The organism is Cobetia sp. BL01 (genome assembly GCF_056493605.1).
Genome location: NZ_JBVBEE010000003.1, coordinates 197125 through 211709 on the forward strand (window position 1 = coordinate 197125; position 14585 = coordinate 211709).

Here is a 14585-nt window from a genome sequence, read left to right on the forward strand (position 1 = left end):
GGGTCCGCCTGCTGGTTGATGGCCGATTGCGCGTCTCAGTCCGTCGTGGGGGAGGCCTCATCCTGGCTGCGTGAGCGACTCACCAGCAGCCATACCAGTGCCACGAGCGGCAAGGCGCCACCGATCGCCATGATGCCATTCCAGCCGAGATGGGCGTAGATCAGACTGGTCAGCGCCGAGCCGATCGCACCGCCGACGAAGATGCTGGTCATGTAGATGGCATTCAGGCGGCCACGGCTCTCGGGGTCGAGGGAATAGATGGCGCGCTGGCCGAGGACCATGTTGGTCTGTACCGCGAAATCGAGCAGCAATCCCGTCACGGCCAGTGCAACGACCTGTAGAGTCATCGGCATCAGCCCCGTCGCGAAGCTGGCACTGGCGAGTACCAGGGCGCCTACGGTGGCAATCGAGGTGTGGCCTGCATCTGCCAGGCGTCCGCTGATCGGGGCGGCGACAGCTCCCAACACCCCCACCAGGGCGAACAGCGCGACCTGCGTCTGCGAAAAGCCGTGTTCGTTGACCAGCTCGAGCGGTACGGCACTCCAGTAGAGACTGAATGCCGCGAACATCAGCCCCTGGTAGAGGGAGCGACGACGCAGTACCGGTTCATCACGCAGCAACTTGCCGAGGGTCTTGAGCAGCGCGGGATAGCTTGAGGTATGGCGTGGCTGGCGGCTGGGGACCACCCGCCATACCACGCCCCCGACCAGCAGCATCAAGGCGGCACCGACGAAGAAGATGCAGCGCCAGCCGAAGTGATCCGCCAGCAGGCTGGAGGCGGGCCGTGCCAGCAGGATGCCCAGCAGCAATCCGCTCATGATGTTGCCGACCACGCGGCCACGGCTGTGTTCGGCAGACAGGTGAGCCGCCAGCGGGATCAGGATCTGCACCGAGACCGAGCTGACACCGATCAGCAATGACCAGAGCAGAAACGAGGAGGGAGCATCCGCCAGCCCCGCCAGTACCAGACTCGCCGCCGAGATCAGGATCGTGGTGATCAACAGCCGGCGGTTTTCCAGCAGATCGCCCAGCGGTACCAGAAACAGCAGGCCAAGCGCATATCCTCCCTGGGTCAGCGCCACGATGAGACTGGCGCTGCTTTCTGACAGTCCGATGTCGCCCGCGATCATGTTGATGATCGGCTGCGAGTAATAGACATTGGCGACGATCGCGCCGCAGCAGAAGGCAAACAGCATCACCAGGGCGCTGCTGATGCCGTCGCTGGGGGTCGAGGAGGAGGTGTCGGAGGGAGTCATGCGTGATTGCCCCGTGTCATGAATGAAATCCATCATCGTCACGGGGAAGGTGAATCCCCATGGCCGCGTCAAAGAACAGCTCTGACATGCGGTCAAGGGGACGCGACCATAAGGGCTGGATGGCGCAACTCTGGATTCCAGTCGGTCATGGCGTCAGCCAGCACCGATGTCACCGAGCAGGCTGCCTGACCTTCTGCTTGAGGCGATGCCGCCTGTCGTCTCGGCTTCAGCGATACCGCTGGCGATCCTGTTCGGCTTCGGCGAAGCGGTCGATCCACTGTACCAGCGCACCGTCACCTGCCACATTGCAGGCCGTGCCAAAGCTGTCCTGCGCCAGATAGAGCGCCATCATCAGGCCGACGGCGGCAGCATCGAACCCCAGCAGACTCTGGAGCACACCGACCGATGTCATCGCGGCGCCGCCAGGCGAGCCCGGCGCGGCGATGATGGTAACCCCGAGTGCGGCAATGAACGGCAACAACGACATCAGGTCGGGCTGCGGCAATGCCGGCGTCACCAGGATGACACCGATGGCGCAGATGGTCAGCGTGATGGCGCTGCCACACATGTGGATCGTGGCAAGCAGCGGAATGGCAAAGCTCGAGACCGAGGGCGAGATATGATTCAGGCGCGTCTGGCGCACGGTCACGGGGATCGTCGCGGCGGATGACATGGTGCCGGCGGCAGTGAAGTAGGCCGGCAACATGTTGCGTAGCGCCACCAGCGGTGCACGGCCGGTACTCATGCCACTGGCAAGGTAGAGAAGACTCAGCCACAGCCAGTGCAGGGTCAGCGCGAGAATCAGGATCATGCCGAAGCTTTTCAGCGTGTTGGCCACCGTGCCGGCGATGGTCATCTCGCAGAACAGGCCGGCGATATAGAAGGGCAGTGCCGGTATCAGTGCCTTGGCGATGAAGCGCTCGACGATGTCACGACCCCCGTCGGCAAGATTGCGCAGGCCATCATGGCCGGTGGCGGAGATACCGATCCCGAACAGGAAAGCCGTGACCAGTGCGGTGCTGATATCGGTCAAGGGGGGGATGTCCAGCGCGAAATAAGGTTGGAGCACCATCGGGTGACTGGCGGGCATCTGGGTGTGGCTCACGATATGTGGCACCAGTTCGAGACCCACCACCGCCGACATCAATCCGGCCAGCGTGGTAGAGGCATATGCCAGCACCATGGTCAGTGCCAGCAGCCGTCCGGAGGAGCGCTCGAGACGTGCGATGCCGCTCATGATGAAGAACAGGATGATCAACGGGATGGCATACTCCAGCAGCTCGCCGAACAGCACCTTGAAGGTGAGCAGGCTGCGCACGAGGATGTCCGGGGCCCATTGACCCAGCAGTACACCGGCGACGATGCCGAGTACCAGACGAAAAATGAGGTTCATTATCAGACCAATAGCCTAGGTATCAGGCGCGCAGTCTACCATCCTCATGGCATCGCGACAGTGCAATCCTTCTTCTCTCCATATACCGTTATCTTGTCTGTGTTTCCTTTTACAGAAATGACGGCGTCTTCGGGCCGGAAGACGTCTGTGAATCTGACCTGCGAAGGTCTCCGCGTGCTCGCCCCACGATACAGGGCAGCAGTCACGCGGCAGGTGCTCGAACGAGGCGGCAGGCAACGTCAGTTACAGCGTTTCCTGCTGAACACTGTGACGCTGACGGGAGTGTGACAATGCTGACCAATCCGTGAGCTGGCGCGTGATTCTGCGTGCCAGCCAGGACGACAGGCGACCGCGCCGCCACTCAATGAAGCCCACATGCCCGCCGCGTTCGCTCAACTCGATCCGCACCGCTTCAGAGGGCTGCGGAAACCGCGAGAACAGATCGCGAGGCATAAAGGGATCGTCCAGCGACTGCAATATCAGGGTCGGTAGCTCGATGTCTCGCAACAGCCGGCCGGCCGAGGCACGGGAGTAGTAGTCACTGGCCGAGGAAAACCCATGCAAGGGCGCCGTGACTTCGTTGTCATAGGCCCAGAAGCTGTTCAACTGCGTCAGCTGGTGTGCACCGATGGAAATGGGCAGCGGCCCGTTGGCCAGCTTGGCGGCCACCTTGGCTTTCATGCTCTTGAGCAGATGTCGCTGATAGAGTCGCGAGCTGCCCTGATTCAGCACGTCGGAGCTTGCCGCGAGATCCAGTGGTGCGCTGATCGCGATCGCCCCGGCGAGGTCCAGCCCATCTCCGCCTTGTTCCGCCACCAGCTTGAGCAGCATGTTGGCTCCGAGAGATACGCCACAGGCCACCTTGAGGGCATGAGGGTAACGCCTGCCCATCTCCCCCAGAACCCAGTAGGCATCCGCCGTGTCACCACTGTGGTAGGCCCGCGGCAGTCGGTTGGGCGATTGCCCGCACCCCCGGAAATGCATCAGCACGGGCCGCCACCCCAGACGCGCTGCCGCATTGAGCAGATCCCGAGCGTAGGGCGACTCCAGATTGCCTTCCAGGCCATGGAACAGCACGAACAGCGGGGCGTCATCGGACAGTTCAACTTCCCGTTCGCGACGGCTGTTGCCATCACTGGTCACCCAGGAGAGTTCGACGAAATCACCGTCCGGCAGGTTGAGTATCTCGGTGCGGCGAGACAGCGGGGCGCGAGGCAGCAGGCGGGGCAGCAAGGTCTGGACATGGCGATTTCGCAACCCCAGAGCGGGCCGGAACTCGGAGGTGAAGATCGAATGAGGCATGACGCTGACTCCAGAGACAGGAAATCCCGAGCAGGGGCATCGCGCGCCACATGCCAGGATTTCCTGACTTCCATTCAGTGATTCTTTACGTCTGATACCAGGACTGGCTGCATCATTTCATTATCCATCGGTCACTGCTAGTTGCACTGCAGCATGATGCGCCGTCGTCGGTCAGGTCACTGCGCTGCTCACAATCCGGTGTCGGGGCTGCGCGTCAGGTTCTCGGCGCCATCGGCGGTGATGACCAGATTGTCCTCGATTCTGACACCGCCATGGGGCGCCAGGGCGTCTACCAGTGACCAGTTGATCGCCTTGCCCCGTGCATCGCTGCGCAGTGGCTCGAGAAGCATGGGAATGATGTAGCACCCCGGCTCGATGGTGATGGCCATGCCGGTCTCGAGTACGCGGGTCAGGCGCAGCATCGGGTGACCTTCCGGAGGGTGACGCACCTCACCGCTGGTGTGATCCGGAATTCGACCCGCGACATCATGCACCTGAAGTCCCAGCAGGTGCCCGAGACCATGCGGACAGAAGGCGGCGGTGATGCCTTGTGCGACCTGCTCCTCGGCAGGCAGGGAAACCACGCCCAGTTCACGCAGCAGCTCCCCCAGCTCACGATGCATTTCCAGGTGAAGCTCGACGTAATCGACCCCGGGCGCCAGTCTGGCGATCAGGCGCTTCTGGAGCGCTTCCACGCCCACTATCAGTGAGCGGTAAAGGGGCAGCGCGTCATCACCCGCCCAGCTGCGGGTGATATCGGAGGCATAGCCGTGCACGCTGGCACCGGCATCCACCAGCAGGCTGCGGCGGGAATCAGGCGTCTGCAGGCCATAGTGCTGGTAATGCAGTACCGCGGCATGTTCGTTGAGGCCGACGATATTGCCGTAGGGCACATCGGATTCGCGTTGGCGGGACGCGCCGAGATATGCCAGCTGGATATCGAGTTCCGCACCGCCTTCCATGAAGGTCCGCCGGGCAGCCAGGTGGCCACGGGCAGCGCGCAGGCTGGCCTCTCTCAGACAGGCGATCTCGAATTCGCTCTTGCAGACGCGCCCCTCGTCCAGCTGACGGACAAGCCCGAGCGGATTGGGCAGCGCCCCAAGCTCGCTGACCACCTCCGGCTTAAGCTCGGCGATCTCACCCACCAGCGCCACGCGGCCCTCGGGACGCTTCGGCAGTGTCGGCTTGCGTAGATGCACGATCTCGAAGCACGCAGCCCAGGGGGCGATGTCAGGCGTCGGCAACGTGGGCGACAGGTGCCAGAAATCATCGGGGGCATACAGATAGAGCGTCGGACGCTCACCCGGTCGAACCAGCAGCCAGCTATCGCTCAGGCCTGCCATCGGCACCCAGTGAAGGAAGTGAGCATGGGACTTGAAGCTGGCATCCTGGTCATCGGCGAAATGCCGTTTCGGCTTGCCGCTATGCAGCACGATGGCGTCCAGATCATGCTGTTGCATGGCAAGCTCATAGCGCGCCTGCAGCGCCGCCAGATGCGCGCGATGTGCCTCGGCATGGGTCAGTGCGGGGTCATTCAGGCGAGGTTCGAACATCTGTCTTCCTTATGTCAATGTGGTTCAGAGCTGCGCTGTCGCCGGCGAGTCCTTCAGGTCAGTCCGCCGGACTCCGGTGGCTTGCCAAGCCGCGACCATAGCTCACTGACGCTGGCGTGACGTGGCTCTCGCGGGCGATAGAGTCGAATATGCAGTGGCAGATCCCAGCGTTCATCTCCGGCGCGCACCAGCTGCCCGCTGGCCATCTCCGCGGCCGCCAGACGCTGTGGCAACCAGCCGATGCCGTAGCCCTGCAGCACCAGTGCCTTGATGTTGGCTGCCTGGATGTTCTCGTTCATGGTCACCAGGTGTGCCTGGACGGGCACCTGAGCCAGGTGAGCCGTCAACGAGGTCGCGATGACGGCGCGGGGGTGAGGACTGATGAACGGCAAGGGATTGCGACGCGTGCCCGGCAGGGGGTGAAGCGGGCTGCCATCCGCCTGGGGCGCACATAGCGGGATGAAGCACTCCTCACCGACCACCAGGTATTGGTAGCTGTCCAGTTCAAAGCCGAGATCCACACGTGCCTGAGGCCAGTAACACATGGCCAGATCACACTCGCCGCGATCCAGACCATGAAAGTAATCCGCCGCCAGCCAGCCCGTCGCACGCAGATAGGGAAACACCTGCTCACGCAGCTGGTGCTGATCCAGCCATTCGGGCAGGAAATGTGATACCAGCGATTGCGGCGCACCGAGCGAGATCTTGCTGGCCTGCTGCTGGGCCATGTCCTGCAGACGTTCACGCGTGATGCGTACCCGCTCGGTAATCTGCTCGCACAGCTGGAGAAACTCATCCCCGGCAGGGGTGAGTGACAGTGGCAAGGTCTGACGATTGATCAATGTGGTGCCCATCTCCTCTTCCAGCAGTTTGATACGGCGAGAAAAGGTGGGCTGAGAGACATTCTGTGCATCGGCTGCCCGTGAAAAGTGACGGGTCTGAGCCAGAACGATGAAGTCTTCGAGCCAGCGTATTTCCATGGATTCGGTGTGCCTCGTCGGCCTGTCGACAGGCCATGTCAGGAGGTCGGGCGCACATCTCTGCGGACGTGTCACACCAGGGTATCTTGCGGGGAGGTCAATGGCGCCATGCCCGGCAGCGTTCATCGTGACGATTCGCTACCGGGCGGATTGACCCCTTGGTCAATATCGGATCTGCGAGATGTTGCCCTAGACCGAGAGTGGGATGCAATCGTCGATCCGTCGATGTCTACCCGAAAGTCCACGCCAGGCATGTCATCAGACGGCAAGGCAGTCGGCTTGCGCCGGCTGCCTTGGAATCGCCATCCGTGCCCCGAGGGCCGGGCCCTGAGGCACGGGGCGACTCACCACGGAGTGGCATCTGGGCAGGTGTCCTGCTCAGTCGATTCTGCCTTCCTCGACGGCATGGCAGGCCACCTGACCACCCTCGATGGCGATCAAGCGCGGGATCTCCCGACGGCAGCGTTCATTGGCATGCGGGCAGCGGCCATGGAAGACGCAGCCCGATGGCAGATTCACCGGGGTCGGCACCTCACCCTCCAGGCGGATGTGATTGGGCTTGTCATCATGCAGGCGCGGTATCGCCGACATCAGTGCCTGGGTGTAGGGGTGTCTGGGACGAGCGAACAGCGAGCGAGTGTCCGCCAGCTCACACAGGGTCCCCAGGTACATCACGGCGACACGTGTCCCGAAGTGCTCTACCACGGCAAGATCATGGGTGATGAACAGGTAGGTCAGATCCCGCTGTTCCTGCGCATCCATCATCAGATTGAGCACCTGAGCCTGAATCGAGACATCCAGTGCCGAGATCGGCTCATCGGCGACGATGAACTCGGGATCCACCGCCAGTGCGCGGGCAATCGAGATGCGCTGGCGCTGGCCACCGGAAAACTCGTGGGCATAGCGCTTGCCCCAATCCGGGTCGATCCCCACCGAGCGCATCACTTCCTCGATCTTGTCGCGGATCTCACCATCCTTCAGTGTCGGCTGGTGGAAGCGCAGCGGCTCCTCCAGCGTCTGCTGGATGGTCATGCGGGGATTGAGCGACGCATAGGGGTTCTGGAAGATCATCTGCATGCGACGGCGATAGGGCAGCAGGTCCCTGGGCGCCATGTCATCGATACGTGTCCCGTCGAACCGTATCTCCCCGCCACTGGGCTTGAGCAGCCCCATCACGGTACGTGCGACCGTCGACTTGCCACAGCCGGACTCGCCGACGACACACAACGCCTCGCCCCGCTTGACGTCGAGAGTGACGCCATTGATGGCATGCACGTACTCCTGCTTGCGCCGCAGGCGTCCCTTCTCGAAGGTCAGCTGTTCGAGGAAGTCACCGGACAGCGAGAAACGTTTCTCGAGATCGCGGATCTCGACCAGGGTGTCGCCGAGCGCGGCACTTGTCCCGCTGGCGAGACGCTCCTCTGGTGTGAGAATGGCCTGACTCATGCGTTCACCTCCGTTCGGGGAGCCTGGGAGGCATCGGTGACGATCGGGGTCCACGACTCTCCTTTCACCATCGCCTGCACCATGTGACAGGCCACCTTGCAATTGCCGGAAGCCACGAAGGCGGGCACCTGCTCATGACAGACATCCGCCGCGAAATCACAGCGCGGATTGAAGGCGCAGCCAGCCGGAATCTTGGTCAGCGTGGGCATCGAGCCGCGAATCTGATTCAGGCGACTACCGGGCGTGGCCATCTGGGGCAGGGCGTTGATCAGCCCCTGGGTATAGGGGTGCTGAGCATCATTGATGATCTCGCGGGTCGGGCCCTGCTCGATCACGCGGCCGGCATACATCACCAGGGTGCGCTGGGTCACCTGGCTGACGACACCCAGGTCGTGGGTGATCAGGATCAGCCCGACATTGTGCTTCTCGCACAGCAGCAACAGCAGCTCCATGATCTCGGCCTGGATGGTCACATCCAGTGCGGTGGTCGGCTCATCGGCGACGATGATGTCCGGGTCCAGCAGCAACGCGATGGCGATGATGATGCGCTGACGCATGCCACCGGACAGCTCGTGCGGGTACTGATCAAGACGCTTTTCCGGTGAGGGAATGAAGACCTGATTGAGCTTGTGCAGGGCGATGGCGCGCGCATCCTTGCTGGAGATGCGGCGGTGCGCCTTCAAGCACTCGATCATCTGTTCGCCGATGGTCAGCACCGGATTCAGCGTCATCATCGGGTCCTGGAAGATCATCGAGATGCGATTGCCGCGAATCGATTGCATCGCCTTGGGCTTCATGGTGTTGAGCACTTCGCCATCGAATTTGATCTCGCCGCCGGCGATGTAGCCGGGCTTGGCGATCAGATTCAGGATGGTGAAGGCGGCGACCGACTTGCCGGCCCCCGACTCGCCCACGATGCCCAGGCGTTCGCCACGTTCCAGCGTGAAACTGACGTCGCGCAGGGCGCGGACCTCGCCGCCTCGCATGGCGAAGCGGACATCGAGGTGGTTGACTTCAAGTAATGCCATTGTCTTGATTCCTCGCGGCTTCAGCCCTTGTAGAGGCGGGGGTTCATCACGTCACGCAGCCAGTCGCCCAGCAGATTGATCACCAGTACCAGCAGAATCAGCACGCCACCGGGAATCAGCGTGATCCACCAGCTGCCTGACTGCAGATAGTCGAAGCCGGATTTGATCAGTGAGCCCAGTGACGGCTGGGTTTCCGGCATGCCGAGGCCGAGGAAGGACAGCGCCGCCTCCGAGATGATCGCGTTGGCGATCTGCACGGTGGAGATGACGAAGATCGGCGACAGGGTATTGGGAAGAATGTGGCGGAACATGATGCGGCGGGAACGTAAGCCCATCACCCGTGCGGCATCGACATATTCCTTGCTCTTCTCCGCCAGCACGGACGCCCTGACGGTACGCGCATACTGGGGCCATTCCGCCAGCCCGATGATCAGGATCAGCAGGATCAGCGCATAGTCCGAGAAGGCGGCGCCACCAAAGGTCGCCTTGATGATGGCACCCACCACGATGGCCACCATCAGGGTCGAGAACGACAGCTGGATATCGGCCATGCGCATCAGGAAGGCATCGACACGTCCCCCCAGATAGCCCGCCAGCAGCCCGAAGGTCACGCCGAGCAACGCCTGCAGAATCACGGCACCGAAGCCGATCAGCAGCGACACGCGCGTGCCGTACAGAATGGTGGAGAGCAGATCTCGCCCCTGGGCATCGGTGCCCAGCAGGAAGGCCGGATCACCACCCGCCATCCACGCCGGCGGAAGCTCCGAGTTCATGATGTCGATGGTGGCCAGGTCATAGGGGTCCGCCGGGGCGATCCACGGGGCGAGAAAGGCCCCGAGCACCATGGCGATGAAGACCAGCAGGCAGGCCTGGGCCATCCAGTCACGCTTGAAGCTGTAGACCAGATAGGACTCACGGAAGCGCTGCCAGCGTCCGGGCACCGCGATGGAGCTGGTCTTCGGAGTGACGGGCGTATGGGTCTCGGAAGTGGAATGGCTCATGCCGATTTCCCCGCAAGCTTGACGGTGGGGTTGACCAGACCGTAGATCAGGTCGACGAGCGTATTGGTGATCACGAAGATCACGCCGACCATCATCAGGTAGGCCACGATCAGCGGAATGTCGGAGCGGGTGATGGCCTCGAGGAACATCAGGCCCATGCCCGGCCACTGGAAGACGGTCTCGGTCAGGATGGTGTAGGCCACCATGGTGCCGATCTGCACGCCGCCGACGGTGATCACCGGCAGCATGGTGTTCTTCAGCGCATGCAGGAAGTAGATGCGCTTGAGGCCGATCCCCTTGGCACGCGCGAACTTGATGTAGTCCGACTGCAGGACCTCCATCATCTCGGCGCGAATCAGGCGGATGAACAGCGGCAGCATGATCGAGGCCAGCGAGATGGCCGGCAGTACCAGATGCCAGAGGCCATCGGCGGTGAAGAAGCCGCTGGACCAGGGGCCTGCCACATGGACCAGCTCACCCCGCCCGTAGGAGGGCATGCCGCCATCGGTGGAGAGCATGCCGTTCAGCACACTGCCCCAGGTGGTATCACCGGGGAACCAGTCCACCGTGACGCCGATCGCGAACAGCTGGATCAACACGATGGCCGTCAGGAACACCGGCACCGAGATTCCGATGATCGAGGTGCCCATGAACAGGCGTGACAGCCAGTTGCGTGGGCGGATCGCCGCGAACACGCCGATGGGGGCAGAGAGCAGGATGATGATCAGGCTCGAGGCCATCACCAGTTCCAGCGTGGCGGGCAGGTGCTTGAGTATCACCTCGGTCGCTGGCTGCTTGTAGAAATACGAGGTGCCGAGATCCCCTTGCAGGGCATTGCCGGCAAAACGCAGATATTGGGTGATGAAGGGGTCGTTGAGCCCCATTTCATCGCGCATGACTTCACGCTGGGCTTCTGACACGGCCTGGCCGGTCATCTCGCGCAGCGGGTCGCCCAGGTTGTCCTGAATGGCGAAGCTGATGATGCTGATCACGAACATGACCAGTACGGCGTGCATCAGGCGTTTGATCAGAAAGGCAATCATGGATCGCCACCTTCCTCGTGAACATCACGGTATCGCGCGCGGCGGCCTGGTCTGGCTGGCCAATCGCGCTGGGTGTCAGGAGTCCCGCCTGTCGCTGGCCTGTCATCGGGCACAGGCTCCCCAACCCATCACCGAGAGGCGATGACCTAGGGGAAGGAACAGGCGGGGGTAAGTCGTCGCCTTCAGCCAAGCAGGGCAACCAGAGAGCTCACGTTGCCTATCTCCGGTTGCCTGACTTGCCTGTCGCGAGGGGTGCGTGGCCAGGAACATGGCACTGGACGATGCAAGACGGTCCAGTGCCTGTCGCTCACTCACGGCGTGGGATCAGTCCTGGTCGATGACCAGATCACCCAGGTACGGGAAGTTCATCACGTTGAGGACCGGCTCGATGTTGACGCCATCACGCGCGCCCCAGGCAAGGTTCTGCCAGTGCAGCGGCACGAAGCCGGCATCGTCGTAGACGGCTTTCTCGGCAGCCTGCAACATCTTGGCGCGCTTCTCGGTGTCGGTCTCCAGGTTGGCCTCGGTGACCATCTTGTCGACGTCCGGGTTGCAGTAGTTGCCGGAATTGTACTGACCGACACCGCTGTCGGCATCCGGGCAGAAGGTCAGGAATTCGAAGAAGTTGGCGCTGTCTTCGGTATCCGAGTGCCAGCCGATCATCATCATGTCGGCCGCACGTGCATCATATTCCGGCCAGTACTGGGCCTTGGGCAGGGTCTTGAGGTCTACCGTGATGTTGATCTTGGCCAGCATCGAGGCGACGGCCTGAGCGATCTTGGCGTCGTTCACATAGCGGTTGTTGGGCGCCATCATGCTGATCTTGAAGCCATCCTCGTAACCGGCTTCCTTCATCAGCTCCTTGGCCTTGGCCACGTCATAGCGCGGTGTCAGCTCAGGATTGTGGCCCTGATAACCATCCGGCGACATCTGGGCAGCGGGGGTCGCGAAGCCCTTCATCAGCTTCTGGGCGATACCTTCCTGATTGATGGCGTAGTTGACCGCCTGGCGGACACGCTTGTCCTTGAAGGCTTCGACACGTTCCTGGTTCATCTGGAAGGTGATGATGCGGGTGCCGCCCATCTCGACCAGGTGCACGCCATCCTGCTTGCGGATGCGCTCCAGGTCGGTCGGCGGTACCGGCGCGATGAAGTCCATGTCGCCGGAGAGCAGCGCCGCGACACGGGTGGCGTTTTCCTTGATCGGCGTCAGCACGATGTCGTCGACATTGCCCGGGGATTCGGTATCCCAGTAATCCTCGAAGCGCTCGAAGCTGATCTTCACGCCCTGCTGACGGTCAGTGACCTTGTAGGGGCCGGTACCGGACTCGTTGCGTGAGGCGAAGGTGTTGGCGGCCTTGGCGATCTCATCCTTGGCCTTGCCGTCTTCGGTCTCGCCGGAATAGAACTTGCTGTCCATCGGGAAGATGTAGGTGGCGGCATTCAGCACCAGCGGGAAGGGCTTGTCGGTCACCAGATCCACGGTGTAGTCATCCACTGCCTTGACGTCAGTGAACGGTGCGAAGATGGCCTTGAAGTCAGCACTCTTCTTGAGGCGCTCGATGGTCCAGACCACATCCTTGGCGGAGAAGTCATTGCCGGAATGGAACTTGACGCCTTCGCGCAGATGGAAACGCATGGTGTTGTCATCGACACGCTCCCAGCTCTTGGCCAGACGGCCATCGAAGCCCAGATCCTTGTTCCAGCGAATCAGCGGGTCATAGACCATGTGCGACAGCTGCAGAGTGCCGCCGGAGAGTTGCTCGTGGATATCGAGCGTGACCGGGTCTGCGTCGTAGGCCATGCGCAAGGTGACATCTTCGGCCAGGGCTGGTGTCGCCATGGCCAATGTCGCGCTGCCGATCAGCGCGCACAGGGTCTTCTTTTGGAAGAGGGACTGGAAGGCATTCTGACGGGTCATGAGCTTCCCTTTGCTTGTGATGTTTGGTTGTTCTTGTGGCTCTCTTCGCATTGTCTCCCTCAGGGCGACACGCAAGGATGCGCTTTCACAGTAGTGAGACACGCCGCACAGAGACAATCGAAATGTTGACTAGCCAGATTCAGGCCGTGAATAGCGGTGTCGACAAAAGCGCAACACACACGTTGCTGGTGCATCACGAGGCAAGGGCGTCTTGCATGGCGTTCGTTGGACGATGGCAAGTGTCGTTCAGGACGGTTGGTTAAGTCTCTTGCCTGTGTCACGTGGGGAAAGCGTGACTGGTGATAGCATTCCGACAAAGGCGGTTGAAGGGATATTCTTATTCAATTCAATGGCTTGATGGCGATATGCATCCTTGCTCATCGAAAGGTGGCAAGAGAGCCACGCCATCGTGTCCTCTCGCGAGTCGGGCAGACGACGGAGCCTGTCTTGCGGAGATGACGGCGGGGAAATTCTTGACGAGGCGGTGTTCCCGGACGAGGAATCCGAGATTGCCTGGAAGGAAACGATGAGGTGCACCGTTCTGGTGCGAGGCTTGATTCGCGACTAAGGTCTAGTCGTTGTGCGCAGTCTCGCGGGCGTCATACACCCGAAATCAACGCTGCAACGTGACACGCCTCCCGAAAGGAAGGCGTGTGGTGGCGCACCGCTGGCGAGCCGAGAAGCCTCAGGCGTGGAGGCAGAGCAGGGTGCGCCTGCTCACTTACTCATTTCACTTACTCATTGCTGCCGGCGACAGGCGTCAGGCGGTCAACCCGATAGAGGTTCGGCACCTGGGAGAGACCGCTGATGGTGCACTCCAGGTTGTTGACGCGACCATCCGAGAGGCCATAGACCCAACCGTGGATCTGCAGATTCTGACCGCGCTCCCAGGCACGCTGGAGGATCTTGGTACGCGCCAGGTTCTGTACCTGAGAACGCGCATTCAGCTCACACATGCGGTCGACCTGTTCGTCCAACGGCAAGTCCTTGAGCTCGGCGTGATGCAGGTTGTAGAGCTCGCGCAGACTGTGCAGCCAATAGTCCACCATGCCGTTGTCCCCGCCGGTGATGGCAGCGCGTACACCACCACAACCGTAATGGCCGACGATCATGATGTGCTCGACCTTGAGGACATCCACGGCGTACTGGATCACTGACAACGCATTCATATCGTTGTAGTGAATCAGGTTGGCGACGTTGCGGTGAACGAAGACTTCACCCGGCGGGAGGTCGATGATCTGGTTGGCGGGGACGCGTGAGTCGGAACAGCCGATCCACAGATAGTCCGGATTCTGCTGGTCGGAGAGTCGCTTGAAGAAGTCAGGATCGCGCTCGGTCATGGACTTGGCCCAGACCTTGTTCTGCTCCAACAGCTTTTCAATATTGCTCATGGCGAGGGGACCACTTATCAGGATGACGGGGCAGGGGAAGATGTTGTACAGACATGCTTGCCGCCGCCAGGCCCTCTGCAATGCAATACGTCAACATCGCAGGCCATCGTGAGCGGCGCATGTTGTAACTTTTGTCTAACATCATTGGTATTTTTACCGCGCGATGACCTGCAGGGTCAACCAGCAGTCACGATGGCGGATGACCGCGGCCCACGTCATGGGGCTGCCGAGGGGCATGACTCCTGATACCATGTGGCCAATTCATCAAGGAG

The 14585-nt window shown here is 61.5% G+C and carries 11 protein-coding genes; all 11 read right to left on the reverse strand.

What is annotated here, in order from left to right; translation table 11 throughout:
• Nucleotides 1-35 precede the first annotated feature (35 nt).
• Nucleotides 36-1256 carry an MFS transporter gene (locus ACZYGA_RS07180; protein WP_404625537.1) on the reverse strand — a complete coding sequence of 407 codons (1221 nt, stop codon included), beginning with the start codon at nucleotides 1254-1256 and terminating at the stop codon, nucleotides 36-38.
• 226 nt (nucleotides 1257-1482) lie between these two features.
• Nucleotides 1483-2649, reverse strand: a complete 1167-nt coding sequence (locus ACZYGA_RS07185) for a dicarboxylate/amino acid:cation symporter (RefSeq protein WP_084208688.1) — start codon at nucleotides 2647-2649, stop codon at nucleotides 1483-1485.
• Between the two features lie 243 nt (nucleotides 2650-2892).
• Nucleotides 2893-3951 (reverse strand): hydrolase, encoded by a 1059-nt coding sequence (locus tag ACZYGA_RS07190; protein WP_077376448.1) that lies wholly within the window; start codon nucleotides 3949-3951, stop codon nucleotides 2893-2895.
• A gap of 188 nt (nucleotides 3952-4139) precedes the next feature.
• Nucleotides 4140-5504: a Xaa-Pro dipeptidase gene (pepQ, locus tag ACZYGA_RS07195; protein ID WP_404625540.1), complete on the reverse strand. Its 1365-nt coding sequence runs from the start codon at nucleotides 5502-5504 to the stop codon at nucleotides 4140-4142.
• Between the two features lie 53 nt (nucleotides 5505-5557).
• Nucleotides 5558-6484 carry a LysR family transcriptional regulator gene (locus tag ACZYGA_RS07200; RefSeq protein WP_077376443.1) on the reverse strand — a complete coding sequence of 309 codons (927 nt, stop codon included), beginning with the start codon at nucleotides 6482-6484 and terminating at the stop codon, nucleotides 5558-5560.
• Between the two features lie 378 nt (nucleotides 6485-6862).
• On the reverse strand, nucleotides 6863-7930 hold the full coding sequence (locus tag ACZYGA_RS07205) for an ABC transporter ATP-binding protein (protein ID WP_077376441.1): 1068 nt from the start codon (nucleotides 7928-7930) through the stop codon (nucleotides 6863-6865).
• A complete protein-coding gene (locus ACZYGA_RS07210) occupies nucleotides 7927-8958 on the reverse strand; it encodes an ABC transporter ATP-binding protein (RefSeq protein ID WP_136937816.1) in 1032 nt (343 codons plus the stop codon). Before ACZYGA_RS07210 ends, ACZYGA_RS07205 begins: the two co-directional genes overlap by 4 nt.
• A 20-nt stretch (nucleotides 8959-8978) precedes the next feature.
• Nucleotides 8979-9959: an ABC transporter permease gene (locus ACZYGA_RS07215; RefSeq protein WP_404625542.1), complete on the reverse strand. Its 981-nt coding sequence runs from the start codon at nucleotides 9957-9959 to the stop codon at nucleotides 8979-8981.
• Complete coding sequence (locus ACZYGA_RS07220; RefSeq protein ID WP_279854542.1) at nucleotides 9956-11002, reverse strand: ABC transporter permease; 1047 nt, start codon at nucleotides 11000-11002, stop codon at nucleotides 9956-9958. The genes ACZYGA_RS07215 and ACZYGA_RS07220 overlap by 4 nt, the downstream gene beginning before the upstream one ends.
• Before the next feature lie 324 nt (nucleotides 11003-11326).
• The gene (locus ACZYGA_RS07225; RefSeq protein WP_136937815.1) at nucleotides 11327-12922 is read right to left on the reverse strand and encodes an ABC transporter substrate-binding protein; all 1596 of its coding nucleotides are present in this window, start codon (nucleotides 12920-12922) and stop codon (nucleotides 11327-11329) included.
• 734 nt (nucleotides 12923-13656) lie between these two features.
• Complete coding sequence (gene can / locus ACZYGA_RS07230; protein ID WP_077376424.1) at nucleotides 13657-14313, reverse strand: carbonate dehydratase; 657 nt, start codon at nucleotides 14311-14313, stop codon at nucleotides 13657-13659.
• Nucleotides 14314-14585: the final 272 nt, after the last annotated feature.

Coding starts and splice junctions, on each gene's coding strand:
- ACZYGA_RS07185 (WP_084208688.1), bottom strand. CDS start 2,649: ATGAACCTCATTTTTCGTCTGGTACTCGGCATCGTCGCCGGTGTACTG.
- ACZYGA_RS07215 (WP_404625542.1), bottom strand. CDS start 9,959: ATGAGCCATTCCACTTCCGAGACCCATACGCCCGTCACTCCGAAGACC.
- ACZYGA_RS07190 (WP_077376448.1), bottom strand. CDS start 3,951: ATGCCTCATTCGATCTTCACCTCCGAGTTCCGGCCCGCTCTGGGGTTG.
- ACZYGA_RS07225 (WP_136937815.1), bottom strand. CDS start 12,922: ATGACCCGTCAGAATGCCTTCCAGTCCCTCTTCCAAAAGAAGACCCTG.
- ACZYGA_RS07180 (WP_404625537.1), bottom strand. CDS start 1,256: ATGACTCCCTCCGACACCTCCTCCTCGACCCCCAGCGACGGCATCAGC.
- can (WP_077376424.1), bottom strand. CDS start 14,313: ATGAGCAATATTGAAAAGCTGTTGGAGCAGAACAAGGTCTGGGCCAAG.
- ACZYGA_RS07205 (WP_077376441.1), bottom strand. CDS start 7,930: ATGAGTCAGGCCATTCTCACACCAGAGGAGCGTCTCGCCAGCGGGACA.
- ACZYGA_RS07210 (WP_136937816.1), bottom strand. CDS start 8,958: ATGGCATTACTTGAAGTCAACCACCTCGATGTCCGCTTCGCCATGCGA.
- pepQ (WP_404625540.1), bottom strand. CDS start 5,504: ATGTTCGAACCTCGCCTGAATGACCCCGCACTGACCCATGCCGAGGCA.
- ACZYGA_RS07200 (WP_077376443.1), bottom strand. CDS start 6,484: ATGGAAATACGCTGGCTCGAAGACTTCATCGTTCTGGCTCAGACCCGT.
- ACZYGA_RS07220 (WP_279854542.1), bottom strand. CDS start 11,002: ATGATTGCCTTTCTGATCAAACGCCTGATGCACGCCGTACTGGTCATG.